At 64.6% G+C, this 15,764-nt stretch carries 18 protein-coding genes and 1 other RNA gene; 9 read left to right on the top strand and 10 right to left on the bottom strand.

Translation table 11 applies throughout. The annotated features are described in order from the left end of the window. Positions 1–193: 193 nt before the first annotated feature. From ftsE to ACQCSY_RS15970, 8 genes are all read left to right on the top strand, one after another. Entirely contained in the window at positions 194–988 is a 795-nt protein-coding gene (gene ftsE, locus ACQCSY_RS15935) for a cell division ATP-binding protein FtsE (protein WP_427130270.1), read from the top strand. After that, complete coding sequence (gene ftsX / locus ACQCSY_RS15940) at positions 985–1,899, top strand: permease-like cell division protein FtsX (RefSeq protein ID WP_427130272.1); 915 nt, start codon at positions 985–987, stop codon at positions 1,897–1,899. The genes ftsE and ftsX overlap by 4 nt, the downstream gene beginning before the upstream one ends. Positions 1,900–1,925: 26 nt before the next feature. Next, positions 1,926–3,338 (top strand): peptidoglycan DD-metalloendopeptidase family protein, encoded by a 1,413-nt coding sequence (locus tag ACQCSY_RS15945; protein WP_427130274.1) that lies wholly within the window; start codon positions 1,926–1,928, stop codon positions 3,336–3,338. 118 nt (positions 3,339–3,456) lie between these two features. Next, the gene (gene smpB / locus ACQCSY_RS15950) at positions 3,457–3,927 is read left to right on the top strand and encodes an SsrA-binding protein SmpB (protein ID WP_427130276.1); all 471 of its coding nucleotides are present in this window, start codon (positions 3,457–3,459) and stop codon (positions 3,925–3,927) included. Between the two features lie 129 nt (positions 3,928–4,056). Next, positions 4,057–4,425, top strand: a transfer-messenger RNA (tmRNA) gene (ssrA, locus tag ACQCSY_RS15955). An 85-nt stretch (positions 4,426–4,510) separates the two neighbouring features. Next, the gene (locus tag ACQCSY_RS15960; RefSeq protein ID WP_427130278.1) at positions 4,511–5,629 is read left to right on the top strand and encodes a tyrosine-type recombinase/integrase; all 1,119 of its coding nucleotides are present in this window, start codon (positions 4,511–4,513) and stop codon (positions 5,627–5,629) included. Then, the gene (locus tag ACQCSY_RS15965; RefSeq protein WP_427130279.1) at positions 5,626–5,751 is read left to right on the top strand and encodes a hypothetical protein; all 126 of its coding nucleotides are present in this window, start codon (positions 5,626–5,628) and stop codon (positions 5,749–5,751) included. Before ACQCSY_RS15960 ends, ACQCSY_RS15965 begins: the two co-directional genes overlap by 4 nt. A gap of 85 nt (positions 5,752–5,836) precedes the next feature. Continuing rightward, the gene (locus ACQCSY_RS15970; protein ID WP_427130281.1) at positions 5,837–6,472 is read left to right on the top strand and encodes a hypothetical protein; all 636 of its coding nucleotides are present in this window, start codon (positions 5,837–5,839) and stop codon (positions 6,470–6,472) included. Positions 6,473–6,476: 4 nt separating this feature from the next. On the opposite strand, the gene ACQCSY_RS15975 is transcribed toward ACQCSY_RS15970, so the two are convergent. The 5 genes from ACQCSY_RS15975 to ACQCSY_RS15995 form a co-directional block, all read right to left on the bottom strand. Next, entirely contained in the window at positions 6,477–6,830 is a 354-nt protein-coding gene (locus ACQCSY_RS15975; RefSeq protein WP_427130283.1) for a hypothetical protein, read from the bottom strand. Positions 6,831–6,906: 76 nt separating this feature from the next. Beyond that, the gene (locus ACQCSY_RS15980; protein WP_427130285.1) at positions 6,907–7,350 is read right to left on the bottom strand and encodes a hypothetical protein; all 444 of its coding nucleotides are present in this window, start codon (positions 7,348–7,350) and stop codon (positions 6,907–6,909) included. Between the two features lie 18 nt (positions 7,351–7,368). Then, on the bottom strand, positions 7,369–8,334 hold the full coding sequence (locus ACQCSY_RS15985) for a hypothetical protein (RefSeq protein ID WP_427130286.1): 966 nt from the start codon (positions 8,332–8,334) through the stop codon (positions 7,369–7,371). After that, complete coding sequence (locus tag ACQCSY_RS15990) at positions 8,331–8,726, bottom strand: hypothetical protein (protein ID WP_427130288.1); 396 nt, start codon at positions 8,724–8,726, stop codon at positions 8,331–8,333. The genes ACQCSY_RS15985 and ACQCSY_RS15990 overlap by 4 nt, the downstream gene beginning before the upstream one ends. Positions 8,727–8,731: 5 nt before the next feature. Next, a complete protein-coding gene (locus ACQCSY_RS15995; RefSeq protein WP_427130290.1) occupies positions 8,732–9,673 on the bottom strand; it encodes a hypothetical protein in 942 nt (313 codons plus the stop codon). Positions 9,674–9,990: 317 nt separating this feature from the next. On the opposite strand from ACQCSY_RS15995, the gene ACQCSY_RS16000 reads away from it, so the two are divergent. After that, positions 9,991–10,254, top strand: coding sequence for a hypothetical protein (locus ACQCSY_RS16000; protein ID WP_427130292.1), 264 nt, complete (start codon positions 9,991–9,993; stop codon positions 10,252–10,254). On the opposite strand, the gene ACQCSY_RS16005 is transcribed toward ACQCSY_RS16000, so the two are convergent. The 5 genes from ACQCSY_RS16005 to ACQCSY_RS16025 all read right to left on the bottom strand — a co-directional run bounded on the left by ACQCSY_RS16005 (position 10,251) and on the right by ACQCSY_RS16025 (position 15,764). Next, complete coding sequence (locus ACQCSY_RS16005; RefSeq protein WP_427130294.1) at positions 10,251–10,754, bottom strand: hypothetical protein; 504 nt, start codon at positions 10,752–10,754, stop codon at positions 10,251–10,253. The genes ACQCSY_RS16000 and ACQCSY_RS16005 overlap by 4 nt on opposite strands. 195 nt (positions 10,755–10,949) lie before the next feature. Beyond that, positions 10,950–12,062: a hypothetical protein gene (locus tag ACQCSY_RS16010; protein ID WP_427130295.1), complete on the bottom strand. Its 1,113-nt coding sequence runs from the start codon at positions 12,060–12,062 to the stop codon at positions 10,950–10,952. An 8-nt stretch (positions 12,063–12,070) separates the two neighbouring features. Continuing rightward, on the bottom strand, positions 12,071–13,021 hold the full coding sequence (locus ACQCSY_RS16015; RefSeq protein WP_427130297.1) for a phage distal tail protein: 951 nt from the start codon (positions 13,019–13,021) through the stop codon (positions 12,071–12,073). Positions 13,022–13,092: 71 nt separating this feature from the next. Further along, positions 13,093–13,779 (bottom strand): hypothetical protein, encoded by a 687-nt coding sequence (locus ACQCSY_RS16020; protein ID WP_427130299.1) that lies wholly within the window; start codon positions 13,777–13,779, stop codon positions 13,093–13,095. Beyond that, entirely contained in the window at positions 13,779–15,764 is a 1,986-nt protein-coding gene (locus ACQCSY_RS16025) for a hypothetical protein (protein ID WP_427130300.1), read from the bottom strand. The genes ACQCSY_RS16020 and ACQCSY_RS16025 overlap by 1 nt, the downstream gene beginning before the upstream one ends.

Genomic DNA, 15,764 nt, shown 5'->3' on the forward strand with positions numbered 1-15,764 from the left:
GTAGCAGCCGGCGCGATGCTGCGCCGCCGTCGTGGCGGCCACATTCGCGCGACACGCCCCGCCGTTCCAGGCTAACCACAGTTACCCGTGCGTATAGTCGAGGGGCCGGAGCTCTACTTCCCCCACACGAAAGCCCTTGCGCCGGCAGCAGAACCGGGCCCCAACAGCCCTGTCCTGCAGGGTACTAAGGGCCATGATCCGTTTCGAAAATGTCACCAAGGTCTACGACCAGAAGGCGCGTCCCGCGCTGGATTCGATCGACCTTGAGATCGACCGTGGTGAATTTGCCTTCCTCGTCGGCGCCTCAGGCTCCGGCAAATCGACCTTCCTGCGACTGGTCCTCAAGGAGGACCGCGCCTCCTCCGGTGCCGTCTACGTTGCCGGCCAGAACATGGCGAACATTTCCAGCTGGCGTGTGCCCAGGCTCCGCCGGGGGATCGGCGTCGTGTTCCAGGACTTCCGGCTGCTGCCGCAGAAGACAGTCTTCGCCAACGTCGCCTTTGCGATGCAGGTCATCGGCAAGAGCCGCAGCGTCATCCGCGACACCGTCCCGGAGGTCCTCAAGACAGTCGGCCTCGAAGGCAAAGAGAACCGCCTGCCGCACGAACTTTCCGGCGGCGAGCAGCAGCGCGTGGCGATCGCCCGTGCCGTCGTCAACCGTCCCGGAATCCTGCTGGCCGACGAGCCCACGGGAAACCTCGACCCGACCACCTCCATGGGCATCATGGGCGTGCTGGACAAAATCAACCAGAACGGCACCACCGTGGTGATGGCCACCCACGACGACGACATCGTCAACGAGATGCGAAAGCGCGTCGTGGAGCTCCGCAACGGCGTCGTGATCCGTGACGAGGCCAAGGCCCTCTACACCTCCATGATTCCGGTCGTGGGACAGTCGCGCCGCCTCCGGGACGCCAGCGGACGGGACCCCGAGCCCCTCGCCTCCTCGCGCAGCGAAGCCCGCGCCACAGGGGAGGGCCAGCTGTGAGGCTTGCATTCGTCCTCAGCGAAATCGGAAGCGGCCTGCGCCGCAACCTGTCCATGGTGGTCTCCGTCATCCTGGTGACCTTCGTGTCCCTGACCTTCGTCGGCGCCGCCGGCATGCTGCAACTGCAGATCAACCAGATGAAGGGCTACTGGTACGACAAAGTCCAGGTGGCCATCTTCCTGTGCAGCGACGGCTCGACGGCGCCCGGCTGCGCCACCGGCCCGGCCACCCCGGAACAGCAGGACAACCTGCGCAAGCTCCTGCAGTCGCCCGCGGTCTCCCAGTACGTCAACGATTTCCAGTTCGAATCCAAGGACGACGCCTACAAGCACTTCAAGGAGCAGTTCTCCAATTCCCCGATCGTTGACTCGGTGACGCCGGACCAGCTGCCGGCCTCGTTCCGGATCAACATGAAGGACCCGGAGAAGTACGAGATCATCAGCGAGACGTTTTCCTCCCAGGCCGGCGTGGAAACCGTGATCGACCAGCGACAGCTCCTGGAGCGGCTGTTCTCGGCCATGAATGCGGCCTCCCTCGTGGCGGTGAGCATCGCCGGCGTCATGATCGTCTGCGCCATCCTGCTGATCGCGACGACGATCCGGCTTTCCGCCTTCAGCCGCCGCCGCGAAACAGGGATCATGCGCCTGGTGGGGGCCTCCAAGGCGGTCATCCAGCTGCCGTTCATCCTTGAGGGTGTGATCGCGGCGGTGATCGGTGCGGCCCTCGCTTCCGGCACACTGTGGGCAGTGGCCCACTTCTTCCTCGGCGAGTTCCTGTCCAAGCAGTACCCGGACACGGCGTTCATCTCGCCCGGCCAGACCCTGATCCTCGCCCCGGCCCTGATCGGCCTGGGCGTCGTCCTGGCCGGAATATCCTCTCTTCTGACCCTCCGCCGCTACTTGCGGGTCTAGCCGTGCGCAACGAAAAGGGAATCCTTATGACACCGATGGCCCGTCGCCCGCTTCGGCGCTCCCTCCGACTCCCTCTTCGGCTCCGCCTGGCAGGACGCCGCAGCCGCATGATCAGCGCCATGCTGGCGCTGGTCCTCGTCGGATCCATGGGCGCCTCGACTCCCGTGGCATTCGCGGACAACCTCGAGGACCAGCAGGCCGCGTTGCAGGACGAGGCGGCCCGGGTCCAGCACTCCCTCGAATTCGTCGATGGCCGGATCGCCCAGGCCGCAGGGGACCTCGTTCTGTACCAGGGGCAGCTCCCGGGCGCCCAGCAGGCACTCCTCGAGGCCCAGGGCCGGGTGGCCGGTGCGGTCAAGGAAGTGGAGGCCCTGGCGGCCCGCGTGGACCTGGCCCAGCAGAACAAGGCAAAGATCACGCAACAGCTCGAGACCGACAAGCAGAAGATCTCGGACACCCGGAAGCTGATCGGGCAGATCGCCACGCAGGCCTACAAGTCCGGCGGCGTCCCGTCCAACCTGTCGCTGTTCTTCGGTTCGAACAAGGGCGGCAGCCTGACGGACACCATCGACCTGGCCGACCAGGCGATGCGCAGCCAGAACTCCGCGATGGACAAGCTCACCCAGCAGAACGCCACCAACGTTAACTCACAGGCCCGGCTCGAAGCCGTGGAAGCAGAAATCAAGGACCTCAAGGCCAAGGCCGACGCGGCGCTGGCACGGGAAAAGGCCGCCCGCGACGAAGCCGAAGCCAAGAAGGCACAGGTGGACAAGCTCATCGCCGACACCACAAGGCTCGACGCCGAGCTGCAGGCAGCCAAGCCCGGCATCCAGAGCCAGCTCGCCCAGGTCAAGGCCCAGCAGGATGCCGTGGCCGCGGAAATCGCCGAACGGGACCGGAAGCTGCGCGAGGCCTGGGAAGCCGAACAGCGGCGCATCGCCGAGGCGGCGGCCGCCGCCGCCCGCGCCCAGGGACAGGCCGTCCAGCCCTACGTCCCGGTGCAGGGACCGCCGTCGGCCTTCGGGCTCCGGCACCCGTTCCCGGACGGCGTGCCGATCACCTCGGGCTTCGGCTGGCGTGCGACGCCGCCGGGAACCATCGACTTCTACGGCCAGGGCGGCTACATGCACACCGGTATCGATTTCGGCGCCGCGTGCGGCACCCCTGTCTACGCCGCAGCGGCCGGCACCGTCTTCTCGGCCGGCTGGGCCAACGACGGCGGCGGCAACAACGTGAAGATCTCGCATGGCGTCGTCCAGGGCAACTCGCTGACCACCATTTACTACCACAACACGAGCGTGACGGTTTCCCCCGGCCAGCAGGTCAGCCAGGGGCAGCTGATCGCCTATTCGGGAACCACCGGCAACTCCACGGGGTGCCACTCGCACTTCGAGACCTGGCTCAACGGCCGGGCCGTGGACCCGATGACCCTGCTCTGAGCTGGTGCCGGCAGGGCCATCCGCCCCGGGCGCCGAGGCGGGCGCCCTGCCGTAAACTGGAAGAACTCCGCGCCACCCCGGCCGGAGTGAGCCATCAACAGATCCGAGGAGTCCCACCGTGCCCAAAGAAAGTGGCCGTAAGGTAGTGGCCACCAACCGGAAGGCCCGGCACGACTACCACGTCCTTGACACCTACGAGGCCGGCATCGCGCTGATGGGCACGGAAGTGAAGTCCCTGCGCGAGGGCCACGCCTCGATGGTTGACGGCTTCTGCACCTTCTACAACGACGAGCTGTGGATGGAGGGCATCCACATCCCCGAATACCATCAGGGCAGCTGGACCAACCACGCCGCACGCCGCCGCCGGAAGCTGCTGCTGCACCGCGACGAGCTCACCAAGATTTCGCACAAGATCCGTGAATCAGGATTCACGATCGTCCCGCTGCAGCTGTACTTCCTGGACGGCCGTGCGAAGGTGGAAATCGGCGTCGCCCGCGGTAAAAAGGAATACGACAAGCGCCAGACGCTGCGCGAGCAGCAGGACAAGCGCGAGGCCTTGCGGGTCATGCGCGAACGCAACCGGCGGTAACGCCCGCCCAGCGAAGAAAACGGCCAATCCCGCGGGAATGATTCCGGGAGGCCGTGCGTTATGATTGGTAGTCGGGGAAGGTTTCACGCGGATACCGCGGGTGATCTGAACGGTTTGATAACAAAATACGGGGATGATCGGTTTCGACGATGTTAGTCGCGACAGGTGAAGCGGGCCGAGGATGCAGAATTATCTCGTAAACGCTGTCTGCAAACCAATAAGTGCCGAATCAAAACGCACTGACTTCGCTCTCGCTGCCTAAGCAGTAAGACAGTCCGTCAGCCCGAGGTTGCTATTGCCCCGGATCCTGGCGTCATTTAGATAGCCACTGCTGTTTACCTCCGTCATCGGGGTGAACGGGACTCTTAGATGACTGGGCCCGGATCAGCCAGCTGTTTGTAGCATGGCTGGGGCCGAGAAAATCCAACGCAAACTGCGCCCGGAGAAGCCCTGACAACACGACATCGGACGGGGGTTCAATTCCCCCCATCTCCACCCATTTAGGCCCTAGATCTAGCGGGTTACACGGATGTTGTCATCACAGACAGCTAAAGTGTCATCACAGCCCGATAGACTAGGGCCTATGGCGTCTATCCAGATCCGCGGTCCCCGGGCCGACGGCAGCTTCGGCTATCAGCTCCAGTGGCGGGACCCGGACACGGGCAAAGCCGAGCGCTGGACGCATGACACAGCCGAGGCCGCCGAAATGTGGAAGCGCCTGCTCGACGCAAACGGGCAGTCACTGAAGCAGGCCGAACGCCTGGCCGAGGACGGCAAGCTCATGGGCCCCACCGTGGCCGAGCTGATGTCCACCCACATCTCCGAGCTGACCGACGTCGGCCCCTACATGCTCAAGCGCTACAAGAATGCCATCGGGAACCACTTCAGCGGGCCGATCGGCATGCGCAAGGCTGCCGCCGTCGACTATGAGGACGTCGTGCGCTGGATCAAGTACATGCAGGGCAAAGGCCTGGGCTCCAAGACCATCGCCAACCAGCACGGCTTTCTCTCTGCCACAATGACGACGGCCGTCCGCAAGGGCTTCCGCACAGACAACCCCTGCAAGGGTGTGAAGCTCCCCAAGGCCGCGGCCACGTCGGACGTCATTCGATTCATCGACCGCCCCGGCTGGGACCGGATCATGGCTGGCATGGACGCCCATTTCGTCCCGTTCTTCCAGCTGCTTGTCGGCACTGGCCTGCGCTTCGGTGAGGCCACGGCCCTTCTGGCGTCAGACTTCAAGCTCGACGGAGCCACGCCGACGGTGCGCATAACGAAGGCATGGAAGGAAGACGGCGACGGCGGCTACTACATCGGACCACCCAAGACGCGCAGGAGCGTCCGCACGGTGTCACTGGCGCCCAGTACCGTGAACATCATCCGCGCGACCGTGGAGGCTGCCGGTGGCGGCTACGTGTTCGTCCTGAAGCGCGGCGGGGTCATGCGCTCCGGATCGACCTACAACCGGGCATGGGAGCCTGCCCTAAAGGCCGCCGGCATCCCGAAGCTTGAGCGGCCGAGAGTCCACGATGTCCGGCACACGCACGCGTCCTGGATGATCGCCGCCGGCATGGAGATATTTGCTCTCTCAAGGCGGCTGGGGCACGAGTCCATCACAACGACTATGGATCGCTATTCGCATCTGCTGCCGGACGCCCATTTCGTGGGTGCAAACATTGCGCAGAAAGCGCTTGGGGGATGACCCCGCCATTGGCGCGGGCAGCCTTTCCGGCCCACCCGCGCCACCCGGACGCGAAGGATCCACAGACCACGCTTCGCGTCTATGCGCGCCTCGCCAAGGCGTCCGCCGCCGCCCTCGGCTAGGTCGGCTGGAAGGCCGAGTATCGATCCGCCCAGCCGAGGCTGGCTTAGGCTTGGTACTCCGACGTTGATTCGATGGGGGTAGCGAGTGACCGCGCAAGAAAAGTTGGTTGAGGCCCGCAGGGCAATGAGGAAATTCAAGGCGGCTCAGGACCCGCAGGATATTCGGTCGGAGTTTTACAAAGCGCTGTCTGCATTGAAGACTGCGGCCGGCCGGCTGCAGTCCGAGTCCTTGGCTTCTGTCCGCGGCTTGCCCGATGCCAAGGTGCGTCGAACGGCCCTTGTTGCCTGGTGGAAGTTGGAAGACAAGCGCCAGAAGGCGGATGGTGTGATCGGCTGGGTCTTCAAAGCGCGTGATGCGGACCAGCACATCGAGGCATCAGGAGCGCAGCTCCTCGTCGGTGGACATGCAAGTGGCAGCTGGACTGTGGGCCCTGGCTCGCCGGGAAGCGTTGTTTTCAATGGGTCTGGTTTATTCGGTATCGATGCCAGGGGAACGCCGATGGAGGCAACGACTAGGTACCCGTTCAACGGTTCATATGTGGTGCAATCCAGTCTGTCCCACCCGCCGACGATCCATCGGGGGAAGACCCTCGAGCGGACGGTCGATCCGGAAGCGCTGCTTCGGATGAGCTGGGACTACTTAGACGAGCTCTGGCACCTCAGCAGGTCAGAGGTATTCGGCGAACACGTAAAGCGAGAATTGAAGAAGGGCCGACAATAGCAGACTAGGCGGGTAGGAATCCGGGGAGTCTCTTCCCCCAGCGGACAGCGCGGAGATTCTCGGGACACCGCCGGTACTTCTCGATGTCCCATTCGGAGTCAGTCACGCGGCGAACGTTCCCGGCCGGGACCCACGCCCAGTGCGAATGGTCGTCATCGTCGCGCCAGGACACGAGGACGTGGGAGGGGTTCCAGCGCTGAGCCAGGGCATAGACTTCCACGTTCGAGCCGCCGGCCAGCGGCAGGGCGGCCATGACCATCGGGTACGCGCCGTAGGTCCATGAGCGTGTCTCATCGGCGTGTCCGGGGTCCGGCAGGAGGTACTCGTACGTGGTGCCGTCGAGCTTGAACGATGCCATGGCGCAAGCGTATCGGACGCACAAACGGCCCCCAACTGTCCGGGATTTCCGGACAGTTGGGGGCTTTTGCTTTCGGCTACGGCGCTACCGGCACAGGTTCAGCCGGGACGGCAGGTGCTTCGTAGATCGGCGCGACAGGCTCAGGCGTGACAGAGACGGGCTCGTGGGCTGCGACCGCGGCCTCTACCGCGGCGGCCGGGAAGATGGTTGCGGGCGCCGGGGAGTTCACGGAGGCGGTGGCGGTGGCAGGTGCCGGGGCGGACGCAGGTGCCGGTTCGCCCTTGGAGTAGGTGTCCGGGGACGCGGTGAGACCGAGCAGTACACCAGCCTGGGGCCACTGCTGTTCGAGGACGCGGACACCGACGTAGTAGATGGCCGTGAAGAGGCCGCCGAGGAAGGTGCTCAGGCCATCTGCGGCGGATCCGGGGAGGGTGACGTTGGCGAGCAGCAGCCAGGACGTGACCTGGCCAACGACGACTGGGACGACGGTGCGGATTACGCTTGCGACGAGGGGATTCATGAAGTTCTCCTGTTGGGGTTACGGCTGGGTGAGTCGTGCGGCGATGTCAGCGCGGATGGCTGCGGGCAGTTCGGTCTTGAGGCGGGCGACGAGCGCTTCGACGTCGACGGCGGCGGGCGAGGATCCTGCGGGCCGGGCGTGGATCTGGTCCAGCAGTCCGGCGAGGTTTGCCAGGGTGCCGTCTGCAAGCTTGAACTTGGCGTTCAGGACGGCATTGGGGACCCGTGAGGTCACGGCGGAGACGATGTCTTCGGCCTGTTGGGGGCTGATGACGAGCTGCCCGCTCAGGCTCGAGATAAGGCCCTTCTCGAAGCTGCGGGTCGCGTCGGCGATCTGCTGGTCAACGGTGCCGATGGCGCGGATTTCGGCAACGAGGGTCGCCATTTGTTCGGGGGTCACGGTGTTCTCCTGGATGGTGCCCATGGGGCTAATGGATCCGGTGATGTCCGGCATGGGGCCGGGGTCGGTGTGGGTGTTGTCCGGGACGTTGCAGTGCCCGTAGTGGCCGCCGCTGGAGTTCCAGATGGCGGCGTCGCGGCTGTTGCCCTGCCACTGCGGGGCGCCCATCGGCCAAACGCGGGGGATGCCTAGGCTGTCGAGCCAGTCGAGGATCGTGCCGAGACCGCGGCAGGGAGTGTCGGCCACGGTGTTGTATTTGACTCCATCGACGACGCAGCCGGGGGTGAAGAACGTCTCGATTTGGACGTTCACAGCGCCGTCCTGATTCCATGCCACAAGGGCGCGGGCTGACTGGCTGGCCGGGTAGTACTGCTCCATGTACCCGGTGAACGGATTCCACATGATGTGCGGGCAGTACTCCTGGCGTTGGAGGTACCCGGCCACGGCCGAGAAGTTGGGCTGCGTGCCGTCGGCTCGCAGGGCGTCCCAAGTGATGTGCCAGATGGCGCGGGGCGGCAGGGATGCGTCAAGCCCCCCGCCTCCAGGCTGGGGAACTTGTACGGCGCCGGGACAGTAGTCGGTCATTGCGATCCCCCAGGGTTGACGTTGATCGTGGTTGTCGGCGGCTGGCCATTAGCCACGTACTCGCGGAACTCTTTAGTCAGTTCGGCGGTGGCTTTCTCGTTGCGGACCACGGCATCCTTTACGGAGGATCCGTTGTTGAACTCGACCTCGTGCTTGATGATCTTCAGCTCGGCGTTCTGGTGCTCAAGGGTTTCGGCCTGTGCTCGCTGCCCGATGGACAGCGAGCCGAGTTCCTGCGCCATCTCCGGGAGCTTCTCCAGCGCCACGGCAAGGGTCACGGCGCGTTTGATGACGGGCCAGAGCTTCACGAATGCGAGGGGCAGGCCGATGATCGCGGCCAGTGCCGTGGCGGCGGCCCCGATGTTGACGATGAGCTGCAGTGTGCCGTCCATGCCGGTCACCCGAGGTCTTCCACGCTGATGGACAGCGGCGCGGGGGTGCTTGAACCAACGGAGACGGTGTTGGCGGTGCCCACGACGATCTGTGCCGTCATGGTGCAGGTACTCAGGCCAGTGGAGGGGGCCGTAAAGATCTGACCGTTGATGTCGTATGCCTGGCCGGTGCCGGAGATCGCGTAAGCGGCGTTGAAGTTGCGGGTATTGGTGCCGGTGATGCCGCCGGTGGAGCCGTACTTGAGGCGGTAGGCGACGTAGACGTTGGCCGCATTGGCGGAGAGGTCCACGGAGGCACGGATGCGGTAGGAACGCCCGGCGACAAGGTAGGCCGACACGGACGTGACCTGCTGTTCCGTGGCGCCGGTGAATGATGTGCCTGCGGTCTGCAGTGTCTGGGCAACTAGGCCCAGTGCCGGGCTGATGGCCTGCCCGGCGATGGCGGTGATGCTCGCATTGGAGATTGAGGATGCATTGGCGGCGACGTTGATCCAGGCGAGGGCGATGGCATTCGCCGGAATCGTGGGGGCGTTGGCCGGGTAGGCGGCTCCGGACGTGGGGACACCCGTGGCGACGCCAAGGACGGCCGCGTTCAGGCTGCCGGAGTACTGGGAGTCTTGGATGGCGAGGTAGGCGACGTCGATGCGGGGGTTGACCGGGTCGGAGGTTGCCACGGATGCCGTGTAGGCGGCGTCATTGAGGGCGAAGTACATCGCCTGCTTGGAGAAGTTGCCGCCGGAGACGTTGCCGACGTTGGTTCCGGGGACCCATGCGCGGCCGACGCCGAAGACGACGTTCATGGAGGCCGTGCCGGTCTGAGTGACGGCGAGGTCGCCTGATGTCACGAGCCCGCCGCCGGGTGGGACGAGGGATGATACTGCCTGCCGGAACAGGTCGGCGCTGTGCGAGCCGTTCTGCAGGGCGTAGGGGACGGCGCTGATGGCCATGCGGGGCTCCTAAAAGTGGGCATGAAAAAAGCCCCTACGGTTGGGGGCTGCGGGAAAGATGTGACGCGTGGGGTATTAATCGGCGGAGGGTTGCGCTATCGTTTCGGCTTATGGAGAAGAAATCAGTCTTTGTAGGCGCAGGCGCGACGCTGCTTGGAATCGGCGTGCTGTTCGGGGGAATCGCCGGCGCAAACGCGCTGACGTCGACTGTCCCGGCGCCCGCGGTGGTGACTACGACCGTTTCGGCGCCGTCCGATCCTTCTCCTGTTCAGACTTCCGAGGCGCCCGTGGCGCCTGCCCCGACTTTGGAGCCTGTAGTGACATCAGCACCCGTAGAACCGGCACCCGAAGTGCCCGCACCCGTTGATCAGGCTCCCGTCGTGTCGGCCCCGGAAACGGTGCCTGCCGCACCTGTGCCGGATCCCGTCACCGGCACGCTGCCGAATGGGATGACGACGGTCCAGGTGCCCGGAGGTCCGCCCCCCGTCAAGTGGGGCACGAACGACGCTCCCGCCCCGGGCACTTCGGTGATTGTCAATCCCTCCCTGAAGGATGTGGGGGAGGCCCCGAAGGTCCCCTAGCGGAGGAAGATGGTCATCACGTCGAGGTTGATGAAGTTGTTGGCGCTTGACGCCCACGCGTTGGCGCCGGATGAGCATTTGACCACCACGGCGAAGGATGCGCCGAGGCCCGTGACCAGCAATGTCCCTGAAGCGGGGAGGCTAGTACTCGCTCCCGCCGCTGCCGTTACCTGACTGGATGCTCCAACTGACGTGCCATTGATGAACACAGACTCGTAGGCGTCATCCGCCCCAGCGTTGTTGTTGTATGCATGCAGTGTGGCGGTGGCGAATACGAGGGCTTGTGTGAAGCCCGCCGGTACGCTGATTGTGGTGCTCAGTAGTTGCACGTTGGCGCCGGTCGCAAGCCCGAAGCTGTTGGCGCCGGCATGTGTTGCCAGTGGCGAGATGGGGTTCTGAAGTGCGGCGTTGCCGATGGAGCCGTTGGGGACACTCAGGTTGCCGTTGATGGTGACTGAGCCGGCAAACGTTGCCGACCCGTCCGCGGTGGAGAGTGTCACGTTTTCGACGCCGGATGCGTTGAAGAGGTGCAGCCCGTTCTTGTCAGTGCTGAGGCCCTTGCCGCCATCCTGGCCCGTGGAAGCGTTGAGCAGGAGCGGCTGGGTCGCAATGGCCCGCTGCCTCGCTTCGATGGCGTTTAGGCGCTGGATGAGGTCGTACTGGGAGCCGAGCTGGGCGTTGACGATGGCGGGCTCCTAGAAGATGGGCGGGCGGTTGAGGGTGAGCTGGTAACTCGGCACACCTTCATCCGGGTAGGTGACGGTGTAGGCGACGATCCGCCACCATTCCGAGAGTCCCGAGGGGAACCATGGGGAAGCGGGCGAGTAGACGCGCACGTCGTCGCCGATCGTGAATGACCCGAGCGGCAGTGGGGCGTAGGCGATCGGCATTGTGATGACCGGGACGGTGACGGGCTGCCCGAACATCTGGATCATGCCGTTGGCGAGCGAGTCCAGCTGGGTCTGGGAGCTGACCTGGTTGAACTGGTAGACCATCTGCAGGAGGGGCGGCTGGCCGAGTCCGCCGCGGGGCGTGGAGGCATCCTTGATGGATTTCGGCTGGACGCCGCCGGAGCCGGCGCCGACGACGATGGCTTGGTTCCCTGACTGCGCGGCGTTGGAGGGCCACTGCCATTCGATGGCCTGCGACAAATCGAGGGTCGCTCCGGAGACGGTCCTGTCGCGGCCGCAGCGCGGCGCGGCGATGTTGAACGAGTGCACGGGTGCGCCATTCACGAACGCGTCCGTGACGTAGTAGTCCACACCGCCCGTGCCGGGGGTGGTGGCGGCCGTGCAGTCCGCGATGATCTGGGCTGCCGTGACGTACTGGTTGGAGGTGTACGACGGAGTGATGTTCGGCGGCGGGGTGTTCAGGTTCAGTCGCGGGGCAAGCCGCATGTTCGCGCCGGGCTGGTTCTGTGTGTCGGTCACGACGTTGGCCAGCAGGTTTGCCGGGCTGATCGACGTGTTGTAGGACTTGGTGGCCGTGACCTGCGCGAAGTAGGACGGGATCGCCTTGCCCGCGATGGTGAGGATCGGCTCCTTGCTGGACATGGTGGTGTTCCATGCGATGCCGGAGTACTGGATCGATTCGCCCCGGTTGGAGAAGATGACCTTGAATGGGATGCCGCGGAGGCTGAGGATGACGGCCGCCTGGCTGGCGGTCTGCGCGTCCGAGAGGTCGAGCTTCAAGGAGAACTCTCCGGCGTCGTTCATGCGCACGGAGTATGAGGGCTGGATGGCAGGGAGGTTGGTCAGGAGCGTGTTGGTGTTCAAATCCCATGCGGTGATTGTTGGGACGATGGCCACGGGACCTCCTAGGCGACCGAATATGCGGGGAGCGCGTATCCGGTGAGTTGGGACGCGACGGCCGCCGAGTCGGAGGATCCGTAGCTGACGGTGTTGACGCCGGGGATGAGACTGAAGAACGTGGTGGAGATGTCCACGGCGTTGTTCCGGTTCGCGGTGCCGTTGAGGGTGACGGTGCCGGACTGGCAGTCGATCGCAAGGGTGTCGCCGGCCTTGAGTACGATGTTCAGCTTGATCTGCTGTCCGGTCGTCTCGTTGGTGATGATCGGATACGAGACAGGCCCGGTGATGGTGAAGTATGGTGCGCTGAAATAGCTGCCGGTGTTGTTCATCTGGAATGAGCCGCCAGAGGATGTTCCGAAGGTCAGGTTGAACGTAGCCGCAAATCTCGTGCCGGATGTCGGGTTAGGGAGCCCGCATGACCCCGTGATCAGGGTGTTGTCGTAGAGCAGTCCGTCGGGGCAGGACCATTCGGTGCTGATATCGATGCGCCCGTACTGGTAGTCGGTTCCGATGGGTGCGTTGAAGCGGACGGGCCGGCCGAAGAAGATCAGGGGAGCGGCCCGATTGGGGAGCTGCACCATGGCTCCGTAGACGGGCTTGAGGGTGCCGACGTTCGCCTTCTGGCGCAGGTAGTCGCCTGCGGTCATGCAGATCGTGGAGGGATCGGCGACGTTTTGGTGCGAGGCGGTAGCCAGCGCGAGTGCGGATTCCGTGCCCCCAGCGGTGCGGGTGATCTGGTACGTGATGCCGATGCGGCGCTCGCCTACGAGGTTCAGGCCGGGAAGGGCCCCGTCGCGCTGGCCGCGATTGACATTGCCCTCCCGCACGCCGGGGAGGTCGCGGAGACCACTGATTCCGATCAGCCCGAGGTCCGTGCCGACACCGAGGACCGTGCCCGTGGAGGCCACGTACACCTGGTAGTTCAGCAAGGCCGAGGTGAACACTACTGCGGGCAAGGGTGCCTCCTGTTTTGGGGCGCAAAGAAGCCCGCGGCGGTTGCCACGGGCTCCTTAGGTGCCGTCCTGCGTTAGAGACCGTACTGGCTCTTCATCTGTGCGAGTATTGCTGCGCGCTGAGCGGACGTTGCGGCGTAAGGGACAACAGCTATCCGCTGCACATCCGCCTGCGCGTACACGGTCGAAGTCGCGGCGACCCGCAAGCCTGTTGCCGTTGAGGTGCCTGCTGCACCCGCAACCTCAACCCCGTCTACGCTGAACACAGAGGATGTCCCGTTGGAGACGAAGATGAAGACGTGCATGTTTCCGTCTGCTGTCACGGTGCTCGCCAGTGTGGTGCCCGCCGTCGAGGCGAACTTCCCGTTGCTGCCGATGTAGAGGTTGAAGGACGGCCCGGTGCCGCCCGTGATGAGGTAGGACGAGTTAGCGGCAAGCGGGAGGCGCCCGACAACCACCAGCGTTTTCGCCCCGGACAGCGACAATGTCGCGTCGAACCGCTGGTTGACCCCGTCGAAGTGCATGATCTTCCGGCCGGTGACACCGTCTGTGGTCAGGTTGGGCCGCTGGGACGCCACCGTGGGGGCGACCATCTGTCCGGCCTGGACCATGCCGTACCACGTGGCCACGGGACCTGCGGAGACCTTGTCCACGGCCCAGTCAGAGGACGCTCCAGGCACACGCAGGAGTGGGGTGATGTCGAGCTGCGGGAGTGTGGCGTCTCCGAAGCTGACGGGGGCAACAATTCCTAGACCTGGCATCAGATCAGACCTTTCTTAGTCAGGTAGGGGTAAAAGACGTTCTGCGCGAGCAACGGCGCGATGGGGATGTTGTAGTGGCTGCCGCCGTCCATGATTGACGGGGGCGGGGTGTCGTTCGCCATGGCGTCAAGGTCCGCCTGGGTTGGCGTCATCCCCGCGTCGTAGATGGCGTGGTTGACGAGATAGTCGCGGACGTTGATGTATTTGCCGGGGTATAGCGCTGCAAGCCGGGTGTTGATCTCAATGACCTGGTTGTACTTGTCCGTGCCGCGTGGCTCATCGACGCGGTTGGTCGTTCCCACGATGGCGAACTGGCGTATGTGCGGTGACAGCCATTCGATGAACTCGATACTGGCCGCCACAACATGGTCCGGCACCGTCTTCTCATGGCCGAGGCACCCGTAGGAGACATCGTTGCGACCGGTCCAGATGATCGCCGTGTAGCCGCTGTAATCCGGCTTGCTGATCAGCAGCGGGGCCGGTGTGGAGACAGTGACGGACGCGCCCGACGAGCTCCGGGTGAAGGTCATGCTGGTCGGTGAGCGGGTGAACGTCCCGGAGACTCCCAGCAGCGAGCCGTTGAGGCTGACCGTGTTGCCGGGGACCCACCCGATAGCCTGACGGGTGGTGACATCCACCGCTCCGGAGGCCGGGATCACACCGCCCACAGGCGTCAGGTACAGCTTCAGGGCCGCGACCCGGAGTCTGATTTCATCGACCGGGTTACCGCCGAAACCTTGGTTGACAACCGAAACGTCCGGCAAAAGTCCCGCGAGCTTGGAAGGGTAGGAGTCCGCGATGTCCCACGCCGTCGAGCCGGTGTAGCCGCGGGTCAGGGAGTCGCCGACGCATAGAATCTTCGTCCTGGACGACACGGAGGACGCGCCGGCCGCCGCCCCCTTGAACACGGTGAAGTATCCGTCGAGGGAGAGCCCGGCGGCCATGTACCCGTCCTGGTCCATGAGACCGAAGACGTAGCCACTGTTGGGGTCGAGCGTCCGCAGGCCCATGCCCGTATCGAACGATTCGATAGGCAGCGATCCGACTGGCAGGACGGGTGCCTTGAACAGATTGAGAGCACCGTTAGCGTCGAAGGCGCCGGCCATGTAGCCGTCTTTGTCCATGAAGGGGATCGGCCACGTCATGCTGTCGACAGGGCGCAGAGCCCGGTCATCAGTGCCGGCGAACTGTTCAATGCTCGTGCCGGTCTGCGCGGGGACGCTGGCCAGTCCGGTCTCGGTGGCGGCAATGCGCCCGTCCTGGGTTGAGGCGGTCCAGTTCGTCGCGGAGTAGGAGGCCCCGGACGTGAAGTTGGCAATCGCGGAAACGACATCCCCATTCGGTGCAACGACGCGCTGCCCTGCCGTGTACGCGGTCGATGCTTTCCAGTACGGTGCGGCGTTCCCCGCGACGCCCTCAACCGTAGTCAACCGGCCGCGGTCTGTTGCTACCTGGCCGTCCGTGTAGGTTTTCGCGTCCGTCAACGCCTGCGGGACGGTCGTAGATTCCAGGATGGTCAGACGCCCGTCCTGCGCCGTGTTCTTCGTTTCAACAGCGGTCAGCCTGGTGTCCTGTACCGAAGGGTTCCAGTTTGTGGCGGAGTAGGAGGCCCCGGACGTGAAGGTGGAGATCGCGGAAACGGGGTCGCCGTTCGGGGCGATGACCTGCTGCCCTGCGGCATAGGGGGTGTTCGGCGCCCAGCGAAACGCAGCGCCTACCTGTGTGCACGCGACGGTCCACGCGTAGGTGTGGATGGAATCAGTCAGGACGACGGCGGAGTTCAGAGCCTGTTGGAACTGGGGGAATACGCCCTGCGCTCCGGAGTTGAGGATGTTGCTGGCGATCGGGTTCCCGAAGGGGTCTGTGATCGCAAGCGGGGTGGTGAACGCGGTGTCGGAGGTTGCATACACCTGAAAGAGCGTGTTCTTGACGACTTTGTTGCTTTGGGGGTCCCAAGCGACCATTGCCGGGTAGGTGTAGGCCAC

It is taken from the genome of Pseudarthrobacter sp. S9, assembly GCF_050156545.1.
Taxonomy (GTDB): domain Bacteria; phylum Actinomycetota; class Actinomycetes; order Actinomycetales; family Micrococcaceae; genus Arthrobacter.

Bases quoted from the DNA above. Each gene is read 5' to 3' on its own strand.
- ACQCSY_RS15960 (WP_427130278.1), top strand. From the start codon at position 4,511: ATGGCGTCTATCCAGATCCGCGGTCCCCGGGCCGACGGCAGCTTCGGC.
- ACQCSY_RS15985 (WP_427130286.1), bottom strand. From the start codon at position 8,334: ATGACCGACTACTGTCCCGGCGCCGTACAAGTTCCCCAGCCTGGAGGC.
- ACQCSY_RS15965 (WP_427130279.1), top strand. From the start codon at position 5,626: ATGACCCCGCCATTGGCGCGGGCAGCCTTTCCGGCCCACCCGCGCCAC.
- ACQCSY_RS16020 (WP_427130299.1), bottom strand. From the start codon at position 13,779: ATGCCAGGTCTAGGAATTGTTGCCCCCGTCAGCTTCGGAGACGCCACA.
- ACQCSY_RS15975 (WP_427130283.1), bottom strand. From the start codon at position 6,830: ATGGCATCGTTCAAGCTCGACGGCACCACGTACGAGTACCTCCTGCCG.
- ACQCSY_RS15995 (WP_427130290.1), bottom strand. From the start codon at position 9,673: ATGGCCATCAGCGCCGTCCCCTACGCCCTGCAGAACGGCTCGCACAGC.
- ACQCSY_RS15990 (WP_427130288.1), bottom strand. From the start codon at position 8,726: ATGGACGGCACACTGCAGCTCATCGTCAACATCGGGGCCGCCGCCACG.
- ftsE (WP_427130270.1), top strand. From the start codon at position 194: ATGATCCGTTTCGAAAATGTCACCAAGGTCTACGACCAGAAGGCGCGT.
- ACQCSY_RS15980 (WP_427130285.1), bottom strand. From the start codon at position 7,350: ATGAATCCCCTCGTCGCAAGCGTAATCCGCACCGTCGTCCCAGTCGTC.
- ACQCSY_RS15945 (WP_427130274.1), top strand. From the start codon at position 1,926: ATGACACCGATGGCCCGTCGCCCGCTTCGGCGCTCCCTCCGACTCCCT.